The organism is Shewanella denitrificans OS217 (genome assembly GCF_000013765.1).
Classification (GTDB): domain Bacteria; phylum Pseudomonadota; class Gammaproteobacteria; order Enterobacterales; family Shewanellaceae; genus Shewanella; species Shewanella denitrificans.
Map to the genome: position 1 here is coordinate 269,662 of NC_007954.1, position 17,985 is coordinate 287,646.

At 44.7% G+C, this 17,985-nt stretch carries 13 protein-coding genes and 2 pseudogenes; 8 read left to right on the plus strand and 7 right to left on the minus strand.

Annotation, left to right across the window (positions count from 1 at the left end):
- The first annotated feature begins 9 nt into the window (after window positions 1–9).
- A complete protein-coding gene (locus SDEN_RS01285) occupies window positions 10–1,020 on the plus strand; it encodes a YHYH protein (protein ID WP_011494700.1) in 1,011 nt (336 codons plus the stop codon).
- A gap of 2 nt (window positions 1,021–1,022) precedes the next feature.
- Window positions 1,023–1,577 (plus strand): hypothetical protein, encoded by a 555-nt coding sequence (locus SDEN_RS01290; protein WP_011494701.1) that lies wholly within the window; start codon window positions 1,023–1,025, stop codon window positions 1,575–1,577.
- Between the two features lie 173 nt (window positions 1,578–1,750).
- On the opposite strand, the gene SDEN_RS01295 is transcribed toward SDEN_RS01290, so the two are convergent.
- The gene (locus tag SDEN_RS01295; protein WP_011494702.1) at window positions 1,751–2,692 is read right to left on the minus strand and encodes an IS30-like element ISSde3 family transposase; all 942 of its coding nucleotides are present in this window, start codon (window positions 2,690–2,692) and stop codon (window positions 1,751–1,753) included.
- Window positions 2,693–2,833: 141 nt separating this feature from the next.
- On the opposite strand from SDEN_RS01295, the gene SDEN_RS01300 reads away from it, so the two are divergent.
- Window positions 2,834–3,613, plus strand: coding sequence for a thioesterase II family protein (locus SDEN_RS01300; RefSeq protein WP_011494703.1), 780 nt, complete (start codon window positions 2,834–2,836; stop codon window positions 3,611–3,613).
- 126 nt (window positions 3,614–3,739) lie between these two features.
- Here SDEN_RS01300 and greB read toward each other — a convergent pair whose 3' ends face one another.
- Both greB and SDEN_RS01310 read right to left on the minus strand, forming a co-directional pair.
- Window positions 3,740–4,222: a transcription elongation factor GreB gene (gene greB, locus SDEN_RS01305; protein WP_041405625.1), complete on the minus strand. Its 483-nt coding sequence runs from the start codon at window positions 4,220–4,222 to the stop codon at window positions 3,740–3,742.
- Window positions 4,223–4,316: 94 nt separating this feature from the next.
- A pseudogene (locus tag SDEN_RS01310) lies at window positions 4,317–5,079 on the minus strand (ISAs1 family transposase); the annotation flags it as partial.
- Window positions 5,080–5,458: 379 nt separating this feature from the next.
- On the opposite strand from SDEN_RS01310, the gene SDEN_RS01315 reads away from it, so the two are divergent.
- The 3 genes from SDEN_RS01315 (at window position 5,459) to SDEN_RS01325 (ending at window position 10,077) form a co-directional block, all read left to right on the plus strand.
- The gene (locus SDEN_RS01315) at window positions 5,459–6,502 is read left to right on the plus strand and encodes an alpha/beta hydrolase (protein WP_041405626.1); all 1,044 of its coding nucleotides are present in this window, start codon (window positions 5,459–5,461) and stop codon (window positions 6,500–6,502) included.
- Between the two features lie 271 nt (window positions 6,503–6,773).
- Window positions 6,774–9,173 (plus strand): Tex family protein, encoded by a 2,400-nt coding sequence (locus tag SDEN_RS01320; protein WP_011494706.1) that lies wholly within the window; start codon window positions 6,774–6,776, stop codon window positions 9,171–9,173.
- Between the two features lie 109 nt (window positions 9,174–9,282).
- Entirely contained in the window at window positions 9,283–10,077 is a 795-nt protein-coding gene (locus SDEN_RS01325) for an AAA family ATPase (RefSeq protein ID WP_011494707.1), read from the plus strand.
- 17 nt (window positions 10,078–10,094) lie between these two features.
- Here the strand turns inward: SDEN_RS01325 and SDEN_RS01330 are convergent, their stop codons facing one another.
- A complete protein-coding gene (locus SDEN_RS01330) occupies window positions 10,095–11,297 on the minus strand; it encodes a GGDEF domain-containing protein (RefSeq protein ID WP_049762915.1) in 1,203 nt (400 codons plus the stop codon).
- Between the two features lie 344 nt (window positions 11,298–11,641).
- Here SDEN_RS01330 and SDEN_RS01335 point away from each other — a divergent pair, with 344 nt between their 5' ends.
- Window positions 11,642–12,916: a CinA family nicotinamide mononucleotide deamidase-related protein gene (locus tag SDEN_RS01335; protein WP_011494709.1), complete on the plus strand. Its 1,275-nt coding sequence runs from the start codon at window positions 11,642–11,644 to the stop codon at window positions 12,914–12,916.
- A gap of 99 nt (window positions 12,917–13,015) precedes the next feature.
- On the opposite strand, the gene SDEN_RS01340 is transcribed toward SDEN_RS01335, so the two are convergent.
- From SDEN_RS01340 to SDEN_RS01350, 3 genes and pseudogenes are all read right to left on the minus strand, one after another.
- Window positions 13,016–13,552 carry a DUF1439 domain-containing protein gene (locus tag SDEN_RS01340; RefSeq protein WP_041405948.1) on the minus strand — a complete coding sequence of 179 codons (537 nt, stop codon included), beginning with the start codon at window positions 13,550–13,552 and terminating at the stop codon, window positions 13,016–13,018.
- Window positions 13,552–16,215 carry a phosphoenolpyruvate carboxylase gene (ppc, locus tag SDEN_RS01345; RefSeq protein ID WP_011494711.1) on the minus strand — a complete coding sequence of 888 codons (2,664 nt, stop codon included), beginning with the start codon at window positions 16,213–16,215 and terminating at the stop codon, window positions 13,552–13,554. The genes SDEN_RS01340 and ppc overlap by 1 nt, the downstream gene beginning before the upstream one ends.
- A 153-nt stretch (window positions 16,216–16,368) precedes the next feature.
- Window positions 16,369–16,620 (minus strand): annotated as a pseudogene (locus SDEN_RS01350) (M20/M25/M40 family metallo-hydrolase); the annotation flags it as partial.
- A gap of 384 nt (window positions 16,621–17,004) precedes the next feature.
- Here SDEN_RS01350 and argC point away from each other — a divergent pair.
- The gene (gene argC, locus SDEN_RS01355; protein WP_011494713.1) at window positions 17,005–17,985 is read left to right on the plus strand and encodes an N-acetyl-gamma-glutamyl-phosphate reductase; all 981 of its coding nucleotides are present in this window, start codon (window positions 17,005–17,007) and stop codon (window positions 17,983–17,985) included.

The window sequence follows — 17,985 nt, forward strand, 5'->3', positions numbered from 1 at the left end:
TAGACTGTGATGAAATATAGACATGCATCTAATCGCTTAACCCCTCAGCAACTTCTTTGCCTTTTAGTGACATGCGCATTAGCAGGATGTGGTGGCGACAGTGCTGATAGCCCAGCCGAAGTCCCTGTGGACTCAGTTTTAACCATAGATACGGGGTCAACAACAGGTACTGATACGGGGGCCGCGACAACGGTTGGCTTCACAGCAGGGGTATTGTGTGACTACTTTAATGATACCTACAATAACTCAGCCTCGGTAGATGCATACAGTACTGCCCAGTGGAGTTGTACTGATACAAGCCGCGAACTCAGTGCGAATGGATTACCCGATCATGAGGTGGGCACATTTCCCAATGCCCATAACCCTAATGCTATTTCAGGGCAGTCTGTATCGGCAAGCTTAGCCCTTGCACCTACGCAAACGTCGACGGTTAGAATCTTAGGCGGGCCAAGAGGTGCCACCGGTTATGTGCTCAATGGTGTCAAGATTGATGCCGGTACTGCCGGCAGCTGTGATGATTCAGGCGCGGTTTGTAGCTTGAGTGATAACAGCGGTGGTTGGAGCATAGAAGCCCTAGGGCAGACCAGCTTTAACTTCGGCACCGATGACAACAATGCCCATGTACAACCTGGCGGCAGCTATCATTATCACGGCATGCCAGAAGGCTTTATCACTAAACAGGGTGGTAATAGCAGCTCCATGACACTGATTGGCTGGGCGGCAGATGGCTTTCCTATTTATGCTCGTTACGGTTATAGCCAAGCCGATGATGCAAGCTCAGCAGTAAAGTCCATGACAGGCAGCTATCAGCTTGTTAGCACTATCAGTGCCTCAAGACCTTCAACGGATACCTATCCTCTAGGCACTTTTAAGCAAGATTGGGTCTATGTGGCGGGTTCTGGGGATTTAGATGAATGTAACGGCAGAATTGGTGTCACTCCTGAGTTTCCAGAGGGGATATATCATTATTATGCGACAGACAGCTACCCATTTTTTCAGCGCTGCGTTAAAGGGGAATAAGCATGTCGTCACGCTATAATACCTTGTCAACGGCCCTATTGGGCTGCTCCTTGAGCCTATTTGTACCATCCACAGCCACAGCGCACCTAATGGTGGCTCAGCATGGCACCCTTAATATCGTCAATAATGATGTGTTTATGGTGCTATCCCTTCCCTTGAGTGCCTTCGAGGGCCTAGATACCAATTTAGATGGTGAGGTATCTATGCTTGAGTTTAATCATCAGCGCGCGGTAATCACTGAGGCGATTAACGCGCAGATTCAATTAACGGATAAGGATGGCAAGCGTGAAATACAGGGGCTCATAATGTCGCCGCAGCTTCACGGCGCAGAAGAGTTGTCACACCATGACGCATTAGCACAACCCCAGCTGATTGTGATGGGGAAATTCACTTTGCAGGCTACAAAGGAGGCGGTGGAATTTTATTTTGGCTTGTACGGCACAAACCCCACGGAGCAACAGATACAGATAACCGTCACATCAGTCACTAAGAATGCCACTAAAAAGCAGCAGGTAGAATTAACGGCCCTTGCACCTAAAATGGTGATATTGCCTTAAGTCCTGAATCACTGGCGGTTAATGAAGCATTAGCCGGCAGTCTGGGCTACTCAGGGATAGGGTATTCATCATTCTGTTTAAGCTTAGATAACCCAAGTGGCAATAATCCCTAAAGCAAAAATGGCCATTCCAATGGCTTCCGAATTCAACTCCGAAGTGCGACACTCACCAAATTAAGCGGCTAATTGTTTAAACACAACAGCTGGCTGCTTAAACTTCAAACATTTCTTAGGTCTGTAATTAATCCTGTTCTGGGCAAATAAGATGATGTCGTCGCTTACTGTCCTTAAGTCAGTCCCTTTTTTTACATACTGCCTTAATAAACCGTTGGCATTTTCATTGGCGCCACGTTCCCAAGAACTATACGGATGAGCAAAGTAAAACGAGGTGTCTAGCGCGTTGGCTATGACTTCATGATGAGCGAATTCACGACCATTATCGGCAGTTATAGTGTGCACATATTGCTTATAGGGCATCAATAATTCGATAGTCGCTTTAGTCACATCTTCAGCAGATTTTGAGGCCACTTTCTTTATTAAATAAAAACGGGTCTTTCGCTCTAAAATTGTCACGATTGAACCTGTCCCATGCTTGCCTAATACGGTATCGATTTCCCAATCACCAAAACGCTCACGGGTATCAACAATGGCAGGTCTAGAGTCGATAGAGGTGCCATTTTTAATCGCTGGTGCTTTCTCTTTTTTACCTCTGCGATAGCGCTTATGACCTTGCCGTAGATGGCGATATAGCTTGCCGCCTTGACGTTTATTCCTTGCCACAAAGCGGTAAATCCATTCATGACTAACCGCTTGGTTCATGCCCGATAACACCCGTGAAATCTGCTCTGGGCTCCAATCATGTTGCAGTAGGAAGCGGACGACGTTTATTCTTGTATCGGGGATCTTATATTTGGCTGAATGACGCCGCATCTTACACGCACTGGCTTGAGCGCTGTCAGGACAATAACCCTGCAGGGCATGACAACGTTTTAGTTCTCGATAGACAGTCGCACGATGACAATTGATAGCTTTTGCAATCAAAGTTATCGAAATACCCTGGTCTAAAAGGACTGAAATCTGATATCTTCTTCCCTCAGTCAACTGCTGATAACTCATAGTGATACTCTTTTTTCTTTGGCGAGATGAAGCCTACCACTTTCAGCAGTTGGCTTCTTCTACGCCTCAATTAAGAGTGTCGCAGTTATTATCTGAATTCGGGCTCAACTTATTATCATTACGGAATAACGAGTACTCACTGTGGTAAAAGCTAAAATATTTACTATACCAAAACCTAGAATAGCGCCAAAGCTTCGTGTATTTTGCTTTCCTTTTGCTGGCGGCTCGTTCACCACTTATATTCCTTGGGTTCATTGCCTTAATGACGACGTAGAATTAGTATTAATTACTCTCCCAGGGCGAGCCTCTAGAGTGAGCGAACTCTCACATGACCAGATGGCGTCAATCATAAGTGAATTATTGGAGCAGAAATCTATCTTTGCTGATGTCCCCTATATTTTCTTTGGGCATAGTCTAGGTAGTCGAATTGCTTTTGAATTAGCAGTGAATCTACAATATTTAGGTATCACATCGCCACAGTATTTTATCGCTTCAGGTAGTAGAGCTCCTCACTTAGCGTCACGCCGCGAAAGTATTCACCACCTTCCTAAATCAGAGTTTATTCAAAAACTCGGTGAGCTCAATGGCACGCCTAAAGAGGTGTTGTCTAATAGTGAATTGATTGATTTTTTTATTCCCGCTCTTCGTGCTGACTTTAAAGTCGCCCACGATTATAGGGCAAAAAAAATACCGATTGAAAGCCCTATTCTGGTGTTGGGTGGGAAGGATGATATTGATGTCACGCACCTTGAACTTTTAGCATGGAGGGAACTTTCTCAACGTGAGACTAAGATAACACTCATACCGGGAGGTCATTTTTTTATTAATGAACATAAAAGTGTAGTGATAGAGCAAGTGGATTTTGTGGTAAATCTTGTTTTGACTTGTAATGAAATGAAGCATGTTGATGAAATTTTCTAAATATTTTGCTCTTTGATTACGCAGTTTTAATTAGTTGTTCCTTGTATCCTCAACAATTAACGTTTGCGCTGCCCCAATCTGAGGTGGCATCCATGCTCCGGATCCTGTCGTAAAGCTTGCTAACCGCTATAGCCCACCTTGATAAAATATTTTGTTGATATACCAAAACTGCTCCCCTGTAGGGGTTAGCACACTGGCATCATCATCGACTTCTTTTTTCAACAGTGCTCGTGCCATGGGTGAATCAATTGAAATATAACCTTTCGCATCGCCATATATTTCATCTGGGCCAACAATGCGAAAGCGCTTTTTTACGCCCTCATCATTTTCAATTTCGACCCAGGCGCCGAAAAAGACTTTGCCCTCTTGCTCTGCTGCATAAGGCACCACTTTTAGCGCCTCAATGCGTTTACGCAGGAAGCGCACTCGGCCATCGATTTGTCTCAGTAGACGCTTATTTTCTTTGTAGTCGGCATTTTCTGAGCGATCCCCAAGGCTTGCCGCCCAGGCCACTTTCTTGGTGATTTCTGGGCGATACTCACGCCAAAGATAATTTAACTCATGGGTTAACTTGGCTAAACCTTCAGCCGTGATCAGATTGGTTTTCACGCTTACTCTACTCGTCATCGCTTTAACAGTGAAACTAGCGACTTTTGGCGTACTTGTCGATGGTTAAAATCCAGGGTAATCGCATGAGTGCTGATTATTTAGCCTGCGTACATAATCCGGCGATTAACATCTTCTCTAGAAATTCAGGATTCATTAAATAACGCTTTTGCTTACCAACAATGCTGAGTCTTGTCGGTTATTTTGGCAGCATGTTTAGAGACATGTACCTTAAGAAAGCGAGATTTTCAGCGCCGTTATTCTTGTATATCTGGCATGCATCTTCGTTCATGCAGACATCCAAGGCACAGTGCATTGACTCGATCCCCCCAATGTTCACGAGTCGCACTTAAGGCTTGCTCTGCTGATTATACTTTAGAACTAATATAGTAACGATATTCAAGGCACGCCGTCTTACTTTTAACAGCCCTAAAGCTTTCAACCATAACGATGGATTTGAGTGCTTCCCAATGTGTAAAATCACCGTCAAGTCAAGCTGAACCCTGGACATAGCAGGTTCGGTTTTCAATACGACCATGACCGGTTTCTGTATTGACATGGTCATCACTTAACCCTGCGGAACGATGCGAACTAAATGCTTTATTTACCGCTTTAACCAAGTTTTCTTGATTGTTTTTTACCGCCAGTAGGTAGTCACCCTCTTTGTCGATAATCGTTGTTGAAATAGCGTTTTGTCAGCCCAGAGCATCGATTGCCCCTAGTACTCCACGCAGGTCTAGCATTTTTAATAATGTTGGAATGGCTGTGATTTTATTACTTTTTTGCTCTGCTTTTAATTGTCCAAGTACCTGCTTATTTGCTGAGGCATAAGCGCTTATCATGTGGATAGCGCTGCTTCGAACTCCTGAAAAAGGAGTATAAGATCACAAGCACATGATCAGGTCAATATTCTTCTAAAATCGCTCGAATAACGTTTACGTTCTGGCCCTGGGTTAAAATTAAGTTCAAAGTATAAAATTTTATTAGTGCTTTTTTCAGTTGATAATAATTACTTGTTAACATGTGATAAATTAAAGTGTTTAGGGATAATAAAACTGTGAATGTTGGTTTGAGATTTAGATGGTTCATCGAAGATTAAATGGTGTTGATAATTTGTTGTTAGCAATTACTTCCATGCAGTAGGTGCCACATTTTTAATTAATAAATAATGAAACCATAATGTTTCCATCATGTATCTTACTTAGCCTTTAGGCTAACGTCTAGATGCACTAAAAACAAATGCGAAAATATTTGTACATCATAAAAATTAACTTCAACACATTAACTTGGTTAATAGATGTTCATGTTGTGATTTTTGCTTTATTATTAATGGTTAATGGAGGTTTTGTAATGATGAATCATTTTCTGAAAATAACAAAAAAAATCAGTCTTAAAACAAGTATTTTAATATCTGTTTTGTTAGGTTTTTTCACTTCATATGCAGTCATCGCAGGGACCGCAGTAAATAACGAGTTTTCTAGAGCCGGCGTGTTATCCCATGTATACAGTTCTAATTTGTTAGCACGAGACTATGTGATTGATGTTATATTGCCACCGGGGTTCAATCCACAAGATCAAGATAAAAAATATCCAGTTATATATATACTTGACGGTTATGTTCATTTCCCAATGACAGGCTTTAATATGTACTTAGAACAATTAGTCGGAGATGATGGTGCTAGTAAAACCCCCAAGGCAATTGTTGTTGGTATTGAACAGCCAATAATGAAGTATGATTGGAAAATAAGAACTCTTGATATGACACCTACTGAAATTGAAAAAAATGGAAATGTGATAGGTGGTGGTGCTGACAAGTTTTTATCATTTCTTAATGATGAGCTGAAACCATTTATTAATTCAACCTATTCTGGTGATGTAAATGATCAAACTATATTAGGGCATTCCTTAGGCGGATTGTTTACCTTGTATACACTTTTTTCACAACCAGAAAGTTTTGACCGTTATGTAATTGGCAGTCCAACTACTTGGTGGGATGATGATTACATTTTTGAACTTGAAGATGATTTTTCTGAGGGAAATGTAGATTTAAAAAAGCATGTTTATCTATTTGTTGGGGGAGATGAGGTCTGCAATTCTGACGGTGAGCTATGTGGTGTTGCTGGTGTTAGGAAGATGACTAGAAAATTGAAGTCCAGAGGTTATGCAAGCTTAAATGTTACAAAGAAAGTATTTAAAAATGAACATCATAATTCTGTTGTAGCTCCAGGATATGATCAGGGCCTTAAATTTGTCATGGGAAGATTAACAAGGAAGAGCAAATAAAGTAATCGACATAATCTTTATTGTGTAAGTTACTCGATCCTTTAGGCAATAATAACGATTATTGCTGCATTTAACTTGAAATCGTAACTGCTTAATTAATAAGCTAGTCGTTGAAGTACAAGGCTAGCTTAAATTTTCTTCATTTTAACGTCTGAACCGCTGGGGTTTAAGTGGGCCTCTCACTACTGATAGCTCCCTTCTTGGGGTTCATCCTTGGCTGTGTTATCTTTGGCATAATTTCCGATTTTCTTTGTCCTATAAGACCTATTTTATGCATTCTACATCTCAGACTATTGCCCAGATCATCGCTCAGGAACTCAATGTCCGTGAGCAACAAGTGATGGCGACTATTGCCTTGCTAGACGAAGGCTCGACCGTTCCTTTTATCGCGCGCTATCGTAAAGAGGCCACCGGCGGCTTAGATGATACTCAGCTGCGTAACTTATACAGCCGTTTAGGATATTTGCGCGAGCTTAATGATCGCCGTCAAGTGGTGCTGTCGAGTATTAAAGCTCAAGATAAGCTCACCCCAGCCTTAGAGCATGAGATAAATCAGGCGGACAGTAAAACCCGCCTCGAAGACTTGTATTTACCCTTTAAACCAAAGCGCCGTACCAAGGGCATGATTGCCATCGAAGCTGGGCTGGAGCCTTTGGCGGATTTTCTGCTGGCTAATCGCAATGCAGATATCGACGCAAAAGCCGCTGAATTTATTAATTCTGCTGCGGGCTTTAGCGATGAGAAAGCTGTGCTCGAAGGCGCACGTTATATCTTGATGGAACGCTTCGCCGAAGATGCTGAACTTATTCGCAAAGTACGTAGTCACCTTGCCCAGCATGCGGTGCTGGAAAGTAAGGTGATGAAAGGCAAAGAAAAAGAAGGGTCAAAATTCCGCGATTATTTTGAGCATACAGAAGCCCTTCATAAGGTGCCCTCTCACCGTGCGCTCGCCATGCTACGTGGCCGCAATGAAAGCATGTTAAGTTTATCGATGAATGCCGACCCTGATACTCAGGCTATCGATGGCAGTTATTGCGAGGTGATTATCGCCGATCATTTCAACTTGAAGTTGAGCGATACTAGTGTCGATGCTTGGCTTAAAACTGTGGTGACTGCGACTTGGCGCATCAAGATTGCGCTGCAAATGGAAAATGAAATGATTTCCCAGATGCGTGAGCGCGCCGAAGAAGAAGCCATTAAAGTCTTCGCCCGTAATCTTGGCGATCTATTGATGGCGCCACCTGCAGGGGCGAAAGCCACCATGGGACTAGATCCTGGCCTTAGAACCGGAGTCAAAGTCGCGATAGTGGATAACACAGGTAAATTTGTGGCTCATACTGTGATTTACCCCCATGCGCCGCAAAATGTGTGGGACAAATCCATTCGCACCTTGGCTAATCTTGTGAATATGCACAAGGTTGAGCTTATTGCCATAGGTAACGGCACAGCATCACGGGAAACTGATAAGTTGGCAGGCGAAGTCATCGCAAGCCTTAAAGACACCCACCCAAATCTAACTAAAATTATGGTCAGCGAAGCGGGCGCCTCTGTGTATTCGGCCTCCGAGCTTGCGGCTGAAGAATTCCCTAACTTAGATGTGTCTATTCGCGGCGCCGTGTCTATTGCTCGCCGCCTGCAAGACCCGCTTGCCGAGTTGGTCAAAATTGAGCCTAAGTCTATTGGTGTGGGTCAATATCAGCACGATGTGAGTCAGAGTCAGTTGTCATCATCCTTGGATGCGGTGATCGAAGACTGCGTGAACGGCGTCGGTGTGGATCTCAATATGGCCTCGGCGCCATTGCTGGCACAGGTTGCGGGCTTAAATAAAACCTTGGCGAAGAATCTCGTAGATTACCGTGATGAGCACGGCCAATTTACTAACCGTAAGCAACTGCTCAAAGTGGCACGCCTCGGGCCTAAAGCCTTTGAGCAGGCGGCAGGCTTCTTGCGTATTCGCGGGGGTGATAACCCCTTAGATGCCTCATCAGTCCATCCTGAAGCGTATAAATTAGTGGAAACCATAGCCCAAAAGACCCAGCAAGCCATAGACAGCCTGATTGGCAATAGCGGTTTACTGTCTAGTATCAAAGCCGAAGATTTTGTCAGCGATGAATTTGGTTTGCCGACCATCAATGACATCTTGGCCGAGCTTGATAAACCAGGGCGCGACCCTCGCGGCGAGTTTAAGACTGCAAGCTTTAAAGAGGGTGTTGAAGAGCTGAAGGACTTAAAGCCTGAGATGATTTTAGAAGGTGTGGTCACTAATGTGACTAACTTTGGTGCTTTTGTTGATGTGGGTGTACATCAAGACGGTTTAGTGCATATTTCATCCTTAACTGACAAATTTGTTAGCGATCCGCACACTATAGTCAAAGCTGGCGATGTGGTTAAAGTTAAAGTGATGGAAGTGGACATTGAGCGCCGCCGTATTGGCCTAAGCATGCGTCTGGATGAGGCCATTAATACCAGCGCTAGCAGCGTGAAGCCTAAGCAAGATAATCGTGGCAGTGCTGCGAATAAAACGAGCACTAACACAGGCATTACCAACAAAGGTGCGAGCGCTAATAACGGGAAACCTACCGGCAGAAAAGCGCCTGCGCCCAAAGCGGCCCCTGCTAACGCAGCTATGGGCAACGCCTTCGCTGATGCCTTTGCAAAAATGAAGAAATAATCCGTCAGCAATACTGGGTTATTTTGATCTGAAGTGAACAATAAGCTCCTTTTATGAAGATAAAGGGAGCTTGTTTTTTGCAGTTATTGGTGGATTTTTGGAGCCGTAGATGAATTTTGATGAAAAACCTTATCTGCGTAGCATAGCCCTCAAACATCAAGGTTTGGCAGAGGCTAAGGTGACGCTCATTGATGGTGAGTTCCATGATGAGTCCGCTGTCAGGGTTCAAGATTGTTATCCATTTACCATACCTGCTCTCGCAGGTTTTGATAGCCTAGACTTTGATGCCGATGTGACCTTCTTTGTGGGGGAGAATGGTTCAGGAAAGTCCACCCTATTGGAAGCCATAGCTGTCGCTATGGGCTTAAACGCCGAAGGGGGCAATAAAAATACCCATTTTGCCACCAAGGTGAGTCATTCAAACCTTGGTTATTACCTTAAAACCATCAAAAGTTTTAAGAAACCTAAAGACAGCTATTTCCTGCGGGCGGAGAGTTTTTATAATCTAGCCTCTTATATGGAAGAGGATGGCAGAGAGGCGTATTTGGGCAGCTATGGCGGCACCTCTTTACATCAGCAGTCACACGGCGAATCATTTATGGCAACCTTACTGCATAAGTTCAGAGGCCAAGGCTTATACCTGATGGATGAGCCAGAAGCCGCGTTGTCACCCAGCAGGCAATTAGCCGCTTTGTCTGCAATACATCAACTAGTGGAAAATAAGTCGCAATTTATTATCGCCACCCATTCACCCATTTTACTGGCTTACCCCAGAGCGAAGATTTATCAATTCTCCAACCAAGGGATAGTACAGATTACTTATCAAGAGACAGAGCATTATCAAATCACTAAGGCTTTTCTAAATCAGCCAGAAAAGTTACTGGCAAGCTTAGGGGTGGGCTAATAACCGCATAGCTTAGGTTAACTACACACTTGATTTCGACCCCGCTCTTTGGCTTTGTATAATGCTTTATCGGCTTCTTTCATGCATTGCTCAAAGCTTTGGTCTGCTTGATGTTGGGCACAACCTATCGAGACGGTGACACTCACAGTGCGTTGTTTCGCTGGTGCTTTTTTAGTGCGTTTTTTACTGGCTTGTTTATCTTCTTTACCCTTACGCTTCTCTTCCCTTAATACGATTTCGTATTCTTCTACACTTTCTCTGACATCATCTAAATGCGGGAAAACGCGTTTAACTTCTTTTCTTGGGAACACTATGGTGAACTCTTCACCGCCGTAACGAAAGGCTTTACCGCCACCGGTCACTTGGGCGAGTTTTGCAGCCACTAACTTGAGCACCTGATCGCCAACATCATGACCGTAGGTGTCATTGAATTTTTTAAAGTGATCGATATCTACCATGGCGACACTGTATTTACGCCCCAAGGAGAGGCTTAAATTAAATAAGGCGCGTCTAGAGGGTAATCCTGTCAGCTCATCACGGTAGGCAAGAAAGTAGGAGTCAATGATTACTGTGGCGAGGAAGAATAAGGCGATAACATTGAGCTGTACGGCTAAGGGTAGCCAATTAGGCGCACTGAAATGCAGTACCCACAGCAAGAAAGTTACACCTAAGCTGGTCTGCAGTAGGCTGCTTTGCAAGCTTAATTTGATGAGTAAAATTAAGCCTATGGGATAAAGCGGTAATCTTGAGAAGTGACTGGCGGACAAAAATGGCAGGTAATTTTGATGCAGACTCAACATTTGCTGTGAAAAATGACTCAATACCAGTATCCATAAATAAGCGGTTAAAAAGCAGCCTAAGATCACTCCCAGCCTCAATAAACTGTGCACACTGATAAGGCCACGGTCTTTGATAAAGCTGAAAACGGCAATAATTAAACCGCCGCTAATTAAAATTAATTCATTTTCTTTGGGATCAAAACCTGAATTTTGACTTAGGGCATAAAAACTTAACAACAACACGCCAATATAACTGAGTCGACTACGGTTAAATTGCAACGCAATAATAGTCGCACAGCCCAATAGCCAGTATGGCATTTGTTCTATGGTTTGCTGCCAGTTAAGCCATTGGTTTTGAAAGTGTTCAATTAATCCAAGCAATACCGCCGTCAATAATATAGGCATGACTAGATAACGGCAAGAATGATAGAAGCTGCTCAAAAACGTTCTCCAAAAAAAAGCGATCGCCAAGGTAAGTATCGAGGCGCTCATAAGACTGTAAAGTATTCACCCTATAATAAAAAGTGTTTAAATCAGTTTTGCTATTAGCAATGAGGATTATTGATGACGGTCGATGTTATTAGGGGTGAGTGCATCACAATAGCGACTTTGTTGGTTGTAAACTTAAACCAGTAGATCTTTTGAGTGAAATTGTTCTCGATTGCTTGCTATTGATTTATAAGTTACTTAAGTTAGCCAGTAGAAAGGATGTTTTTAGACTTAAGCCAGTGATATTTAAAACACTCTTTACTTATTTTTGAGTAAATTGTTGTTGAGGGTCGTACATGAAATTAGAAATGATCTGCACAGGGGAAGAGGTGTTATCTGGGCAAATACTCGATACGAATGCCGCGTGGTTTGCCAATGTGATGATGGACATGGGAGTCGAAACTCAATATCGGGTTACCGTAGGTGACAGGCTTGAGGATTTAGTGGCCGTATTTCGCGAACGAAGCTTGCATGCAGATGTCATATTAGTCAATGGCGGCCTGGGCCCAACCAGTGATGACATGTCCGCTCAAGCCATGGCAATGGCCAAGGGCGAACCTTTGGTTGAGAATGCCCTGTGGCGACATACACTGGAAGAGTGGTTTGCTCGCTATAACCGTGAAATGCCCAGAAGCAATTTGAAGCAAGCTATGCTGCCCGCATCAGCGATTATGGTGGATAACCCAGTGGGTACCGCCTGTGGCTTTCGAGTTAAGCTTAATAATGCTTGGCTATTCTTCACTCCCGGGGTGCCCTCAGAATTAAAACACATGGTGCATGAACAATTCATTCCTTTTATTCGCAGCGAGTACGAACTCGATGAACAATCAAGCGTCGAGAAACTGCTGACGCTCGGGCAAGGCGAGTCGGCGATTGGTGATATTCTCTCAGAAGTCTTGCTACCTGAAGGAATAAGCTTTGGCTATCGCTCATTTATGCCCTATATCGAAGTGAAAATTTTTGCTCGGGGTCAGAAGGCCATGGCTCAACTAGGGTCCATTACTAGTCAGGTGAAACATGCCTTAGGTGCCGTCGTCGTTGCTGAAGGCAAAACCAGTTTAGCAGCAGAGATCCATGCACGATTATTTCAATCTGGCTTTAGTTTAAGTGTGGCCGAGTCTTGTACTGGTGGCATGATAGCTAGCCAGTTGACTGATTTTCCTGGCAGTTCATCGTACTTTCAACAAGGTTTAGTGACCTACAGTAATGAATCTAAGGTGAAGCTATTAGGTGTCTTGCCGCAAACATTAGACGATCATGGTGCAGTTTCCATCGCCACGGTTGAAGCCATGGCCATTGGCGCGAGAAATATTCTTGATAGTGACTTTGCTTTAGCAACCAGTGGTATCGCGGGTCCCGATGGCGGCACTGAAGATAAGCCCGTTGGTACAGTGGCGATCGCGTTAGCGACAAAATTTGGCACTTATAGCCAGATGGTCAAGCTGCCCCGGCGTTCACGGGAGTTGGTGCGAAACCTCACCGCGGCTATCGCACTGGATATGCTTCGCAGAGCACTGCTGGACGAAGCCGTGATAGTGGATTATCCGTCAGTGCAGAGGTTGGCTAAGTAACTTTATTAATCTGCTCATTCAGTATAAAAAACGCCTTCCACTGGAAGGCGTTTTTACTCAGCTTAACATTGTAAAACTGGCTTGGCGGGCTGAGGTTTGTTAAAACTTAACCACTAGCTTGCCTTGATGAACCTCTAAGGCTTTAGTCATCTTCGCCATTAAGGCTTGATTACTGTCGTTAACATCTAAGGTATATACAGGCTGAGTCTGTAAGTAATTACGCAAGAATCCCATTAACTGCGGCGTGGCTTGGGCAATGTAACGCTCAATATCTTTAGGCTCAGATTCAACCTTGACCAAGTTTAGCTGACGTAAGTAAACACTCTTGGTTTTGCTGTCATACCAAGGTTCGGCTTCAAAGGTCGTTTTAAGCCTAGCTTGGATAGGTAGTAAAGGATTGTTAACCCTGATTACCGTTGCCGCAGTGACTGCCATGGTATTGGGCTTTTGCCCCAATACCACTTGTATTTCATTGAGCTTTAACGACACGCCAATAAGCTGATTACCTTGCTTCACCTCAAAATGCATGTCTTTATTTAAGTATTGCTCAATGTCAGATTCGGTAATGCTGTACTGACTGGCACAGCCCGTCAGTAGTAATAATAGCATTACCCCAATCAGTGTTAGTGGCTTCATCATCCGGTATTTCTCATGCCTGCAGCAACGCCTGCTATGGTCAGCATCAAGGCCAATTGAACCTTTTCTGATGCCTGATCTTCATTGCGGGTACGTGCCAATAATTCAGTTTGCAGGAAGTTTAATGGATCGATATAAGGATTGCGAAGCTTAACGGATTCGCGGCTCCAAGGCGTGTGTGACATCAACTCATCAGACTGAGTCAGTGATAACACAGTATCTATACCGAGTTGCAGTCTCGCTCTGAGTTTATCTCCGAGATGATGTAACTCAGTTGGCACTAAGCAACGCTCGTAGTAGCGAGCTAAATTCGGCTCAGCCTTGGTATAGACCATTTCTAACATGGAAATACGGGTTTCAAAGAATGGCCACTCACGCTCCATTTCTTGCAATAAATTGAGCTGACTTTGTTCAATGGCCGAGCTCAGAGCCTCACCGGCGCCAAGCCAAGCAGGGAGCATGAGTCGGTTCTGCGACCAAGCAAAAATCCATGGGATAGCACGTAAGCTTTCTATGCCGCCACCGACTTTACGCTTAGCTGGACGACTGCCTAATGGCAATTTACCCAGCTCAACTTCGGGTGTAGCCGCTCTAAAGTAAGCGACAAAGTCAGGCTCTTCTCGAACGATACCGCGATAGGCAAGCACAGATTCATCGGCGATGGCTTGCATACACTCGCGCCAGGCTTTCTTTGGCTCTGGAGGCGGCATAAGGGTGGCTTCCATTACCGCTGAGGTATAAAGCGCTAGGCTTTGCACCGCAAGTTTAGGTAAGCCAAACTTAAAGCGGATCATCTCCCCTTGCTCGGTTACGCGGATGCGACCATCCACCGAGCCAGGTGGCTGGGATAAAATCGCCTGATGAGCAGGGCCGCCGCCACGACCCACTGTGCCGCCACGGCCATGGAATAAGGTCAGTTTGACCCCAGCCTGTTTACAGACGGCAACCAGTTCTTCCTGAGCGCGATATTGAGCCCAAGCCGCAGCCATTACTCCAGCATCTTTAGCCGAGTCTGAATAGCCAATCATCACTTCCTGCATGCCTTTGGTATAACCGCGATACCAGTCGATTTGCAGCAATTCTTTAATACAAGCCGCGGCCCCTGTGAGATCTTTTAAGGTCTCAAATAAGGGCACGACGCGCATAGGGTAAGTACAGCCAGACTCTTTCAATAGCAAGAGCACAGTCAATACATCTGATGGCTTACTGGCCATAGAGATGACGTAAGAACCCAGTGCTTTAGGCGATTGTTTGCTGATAAGCGCACAAGTGCTAAGTACTTCGGCTACATCAGGGCTAGGTTTCCAGTTGGGGGGTAACAGGGGTCTGCGATTAGTGAGCTCTCTGAGTAAGAAGGCTTGTTTTTCGTCTTCATCCCAATGATGGTAATCCCCAAGGCCTAAATAGCGGGTCAGCTCGGCGATAACATCACTGTGGCGTTCGGCGTCTTGACGAATATCCAGCTTGAGCATGTGTATGCCAAAGCAGGCGAGTCTGCGCAGAATATCCAATAACAGACCATGGGCAATCAAACGCATGCCTGAGTCACATAGGCTTTGGTATAAGCATTCAAGGGGCGCCTGAAGATCGCTCTGCTCCCAGATAATGCTATTGAAATCTATGTCTGGCTGATGACCTTCTAAGCGCTCGTTTAGGTAATCTATGGTATTACGCAGTTTCTGTCGCAGGCCTTTGAGCACATCTCGATAAGGCTCATTGCTGTTATTGGTGAGCGCCTTAAGTTCGGCATTGGCCTCCTCCATGGACAGCTCATTCATCAAGGTGACTATGTCTTTAAGGTACAGGCGAGCCGCGGCGTGGCGGTTTCTGTCTAATACTTCTTGGGTGACACGGGCCGTGACGAAAGGGTTGCCATCTCTATCTCCGCCCATCCAGCTAGAAAAACGCACTGGCGACACATCTTTAGCCAGTTGCAGACCGGTTTTCTGCTCGAATTGATCGTTCAGTTGACGTAAAAAATCAGGTACCGCTTGCCATAATGATGTCTCTATGGTGCTAAGGCCCCAGCGCGCTTCATCAACTGGGGTGGGTCTTTCATGGCGAATTTCGTTGGTATGCCAAATTTGCGCAATAAGCTGGCGCAGACGCAATTGCAGCTGGCTGTGCTCACGCTCTGTGAGCAGCGGGTTTTCTAAAGACGTCAGGCAATCCACCACTGAGGCATATTTTTGGATCAGGGTGCGTCTTGATATCTCAGTTGGGTGAGCCGTCAGCACCAGATCGATATCCAGTTCAGTTAGACATTGGTGTAATTGCGACTTGTCTAAGTCATGCTTGAGTAATCGGCCAAGCAATTGCTCAACAGGGTCGGGCACACAGACTAGCTCATCACAATTACGGCTAATGGTATGAAATTGTTCGGCAATATTGGCTAAGTTTAAAAATTGATTGAAGGCCTTAGCAAAGGGGATTAATTCTTCATCGGGCAAGGCGGTTAACAGGGCAAGCATTTGCTCCCTGGCGCCATCGTCCCCTTGACGTGACTTTTTGGCGAGAATACGAATTTGTTCTACTTTTTCAAGAAATGCGTCGCCTAAGTGACTGCGCATGGTATCGCCTAAAATCTGTCCAAGCTGACCGACATTGGCGCGCAAAGATGCATACACATCGGTTGCATCCTCAGCTTTACTCTGTACTGACATAAGAATTATCTCCCTACTTCTATAAGCTCGTGGCATTCCACAAGGACAATTACAATAGCGAGTCACGGCTCGATTGGTCAATAGATGAACGCAATTATTGTAATTTTATTCCGTTATTTATTTTCACATCTGCGGCATTTAGCCCATTAATAGTTATTTTATACAGGCATGGTGCACCAGTTTTTTGAGTAATTCGACAGTTGGGGTGAGAAACTCAGTGGCAATAAACTCATCCGGCTGGTGAGCTTGATTGATACTGCCAGGGCCCAAGACTAAAGTCTGGCACCCTAGCTTGTTGATATAGGGCGCTTCGGTGGAGTACTTGACGACCTCGGCCTCACTACCAGCGAGCTCGGCAACTAATTGAGTCCAAGGGTTATCGGCTTTACCAGCAAACGGCTCGCTAAACCAGTTTTGCAACAATTCGATAACTGCATGATTACTCATATCCTCATGAGTCTCGAAACCACTGATGGAAGGTGCGCCAATCAACTGAATAAAGCGGCTTTTTTAAATCTGGTAGCGGGCTCATTTAAGTATCCTGAAAATAAATTAATAAATATGTATTCACATATATTGCATAACAATTTGATTGTGCTAGTCTAGCAAAAACTTGAAGCAGGCACTATGTGCTTTGCTTTTTAATCGAATATAAAAGCACACGCAGTCAATAAAACAGGCCCTTTAACTTAGGTATCAAACGGGTGTTTTCAAACCCTTGAAAATCAGCCGTAGATCACTGTGCTAAACTATGCTGACATTTTAATCAGAGACTAAGATAACAAGATTATGAAAAATATCGCAATTATTGGTGCTAGTGGTTATACCGGCGCACAGATCACTTCGTTAATTCATGCTGATGCGGGTTTGTCTGTTCAAGGGCTGTACGTGTCTGAAAACAGCTTAGATAAAGGCCGTGAGCTATCGGAGTTATACCCGCTATACAGCCATTTACCTTATGTGCTTAATCCACTTAGCGATGATGTCAAAGCAAAGATTGTCGCCGAGTCAGATGCCGTGGTACTCGCCACTGAGCATTCTGTGAGTTTAGAGCTTGCAGCCTGGTTTTACCAACAAGGTTTAGCCGTATTTGACCTAAGCGGTGCTTACCGATTTGCCGATGTGGCTCAATACCCTAAGTGGTATGGTTTCGAGCATACACATCCTGACGTCTTGGCCGAAGCTGTCTATGGTTTGGCGGAATGGAATGCGGCGGAAATAGCTAAAACGCGCATGATAGCCGTACCAGGATGTTATCCAACAGCCTCGTTAACCGCACTTAAGCCATTAAAATCGTTATTAACCTCGGCATACCCTGTGATTAATGCCGTTAGTGGCGTCACTGGGGCTGGTCGTAAAGCACACCTTCATACCAGTTTCTGTGAAGTGAGCTTAACCCCCTACGGCGTGCTAGGTCACAGGCATCAACCTGAGATTGCCACTCAATTAGGGCAAGAGGTGATTTTTACCCCGCATCTAGGCAATTTCAAACGTGGCATCTTGGCGACAATTACCGTGCAATTACAGCCAGGCACCACAGAAGAGCAAGTGAAACAGGCCTATGAAGTTTACGATAATTCGCCGTTAGTGACGGTGAAACACAATGCGTTTCCCAAAGTGGATGATGTAGTGCATACCCCAAACTGTCACTTAGGTTGGAAGTATGATGCTAATTCAGGTTACTTGGTGGTTGCGAGCGCCATAGACAATTTAATGAAAGGTGCGGCGAGCCAAGGGCTTCAGTGCATAAAGATTCATTTCAATCTCTAA

What these genes read in the sequence shown, in the direction of transcription:
- SDEN_RS01335 (WP_011494709.1), top strand. Translation starts at nt 11,642, where the DNA reads ATGAAATTAGAAATGATCTGCACAGGGGAAGAGGTGTTATCTGGGCAA.
- ppc (WP_011494711.1), bottom strand. Translation starts at nt 16,215, where the DNA reads ATGTCAGTACAGAGTAAAGCTGAGGATGCAACCGATGTGTATGCATCT.
- SDEN_RS01325 (WP_011494707.1), top strand. Translation starts at nt 9,283, where the DNA reads ATGAATTTTGATGAAAAACCTTATCTGCGTAGCATAGCCCTCAAACAT.
- SDEN_RS01290 (WP_011494701.1), top strand. Translation starts at nt 1,023, where the DNA reads ATGTCGTCACGCTATAATACCTTGTCAACGGCCCTATTGGGCTGCTCC.
- SDEN_RS01340 (WP_041405948.1), bottom strand. Translation starts at nt 13,552, where the DNA reads ATGAAGCCACTAACACTGATTGGGGTAATGCTATTATTACTACTGACG.
- argC (WP_011494713.1), top strand. Translation starts at nt 17,005, where the DNA reads ATGAAAAATATCGCAATTATTGGTGCTAGTGGTTATACCGGCGCACAG.
- SDEN_RS01295 (WP_011494702.1), bottom strand. Translation starts at nt 2,692, where the DNA reads ATGAGTTATCAGCAGTTGACTGAGGGAAGAAGATATCAGATTTCAGTC.
- SDEN_RS01315 (WP_041405626.1), top strand. Translation starts at nt 5,459, where the DNA reads ATGCGAAAATATTTGTACATCATAAAAATTAACTTCAACACATTAACT.
- SDEN_RS01320 (WP_011494706.1), top strand. Translation starts at nt 6,774, where the DNA reads ATGCATTCTACATCTCAGACTATTGCCCAGATCATCGCTCAGGAACTC.
- SDEN_RS01285 (WP_011494700.1), top strand. Translation starts at nt 10, where the DNA reads ATGAAATATAGACATGCATCTAATCGCTTAACCCCTCAGCAACTTCTT.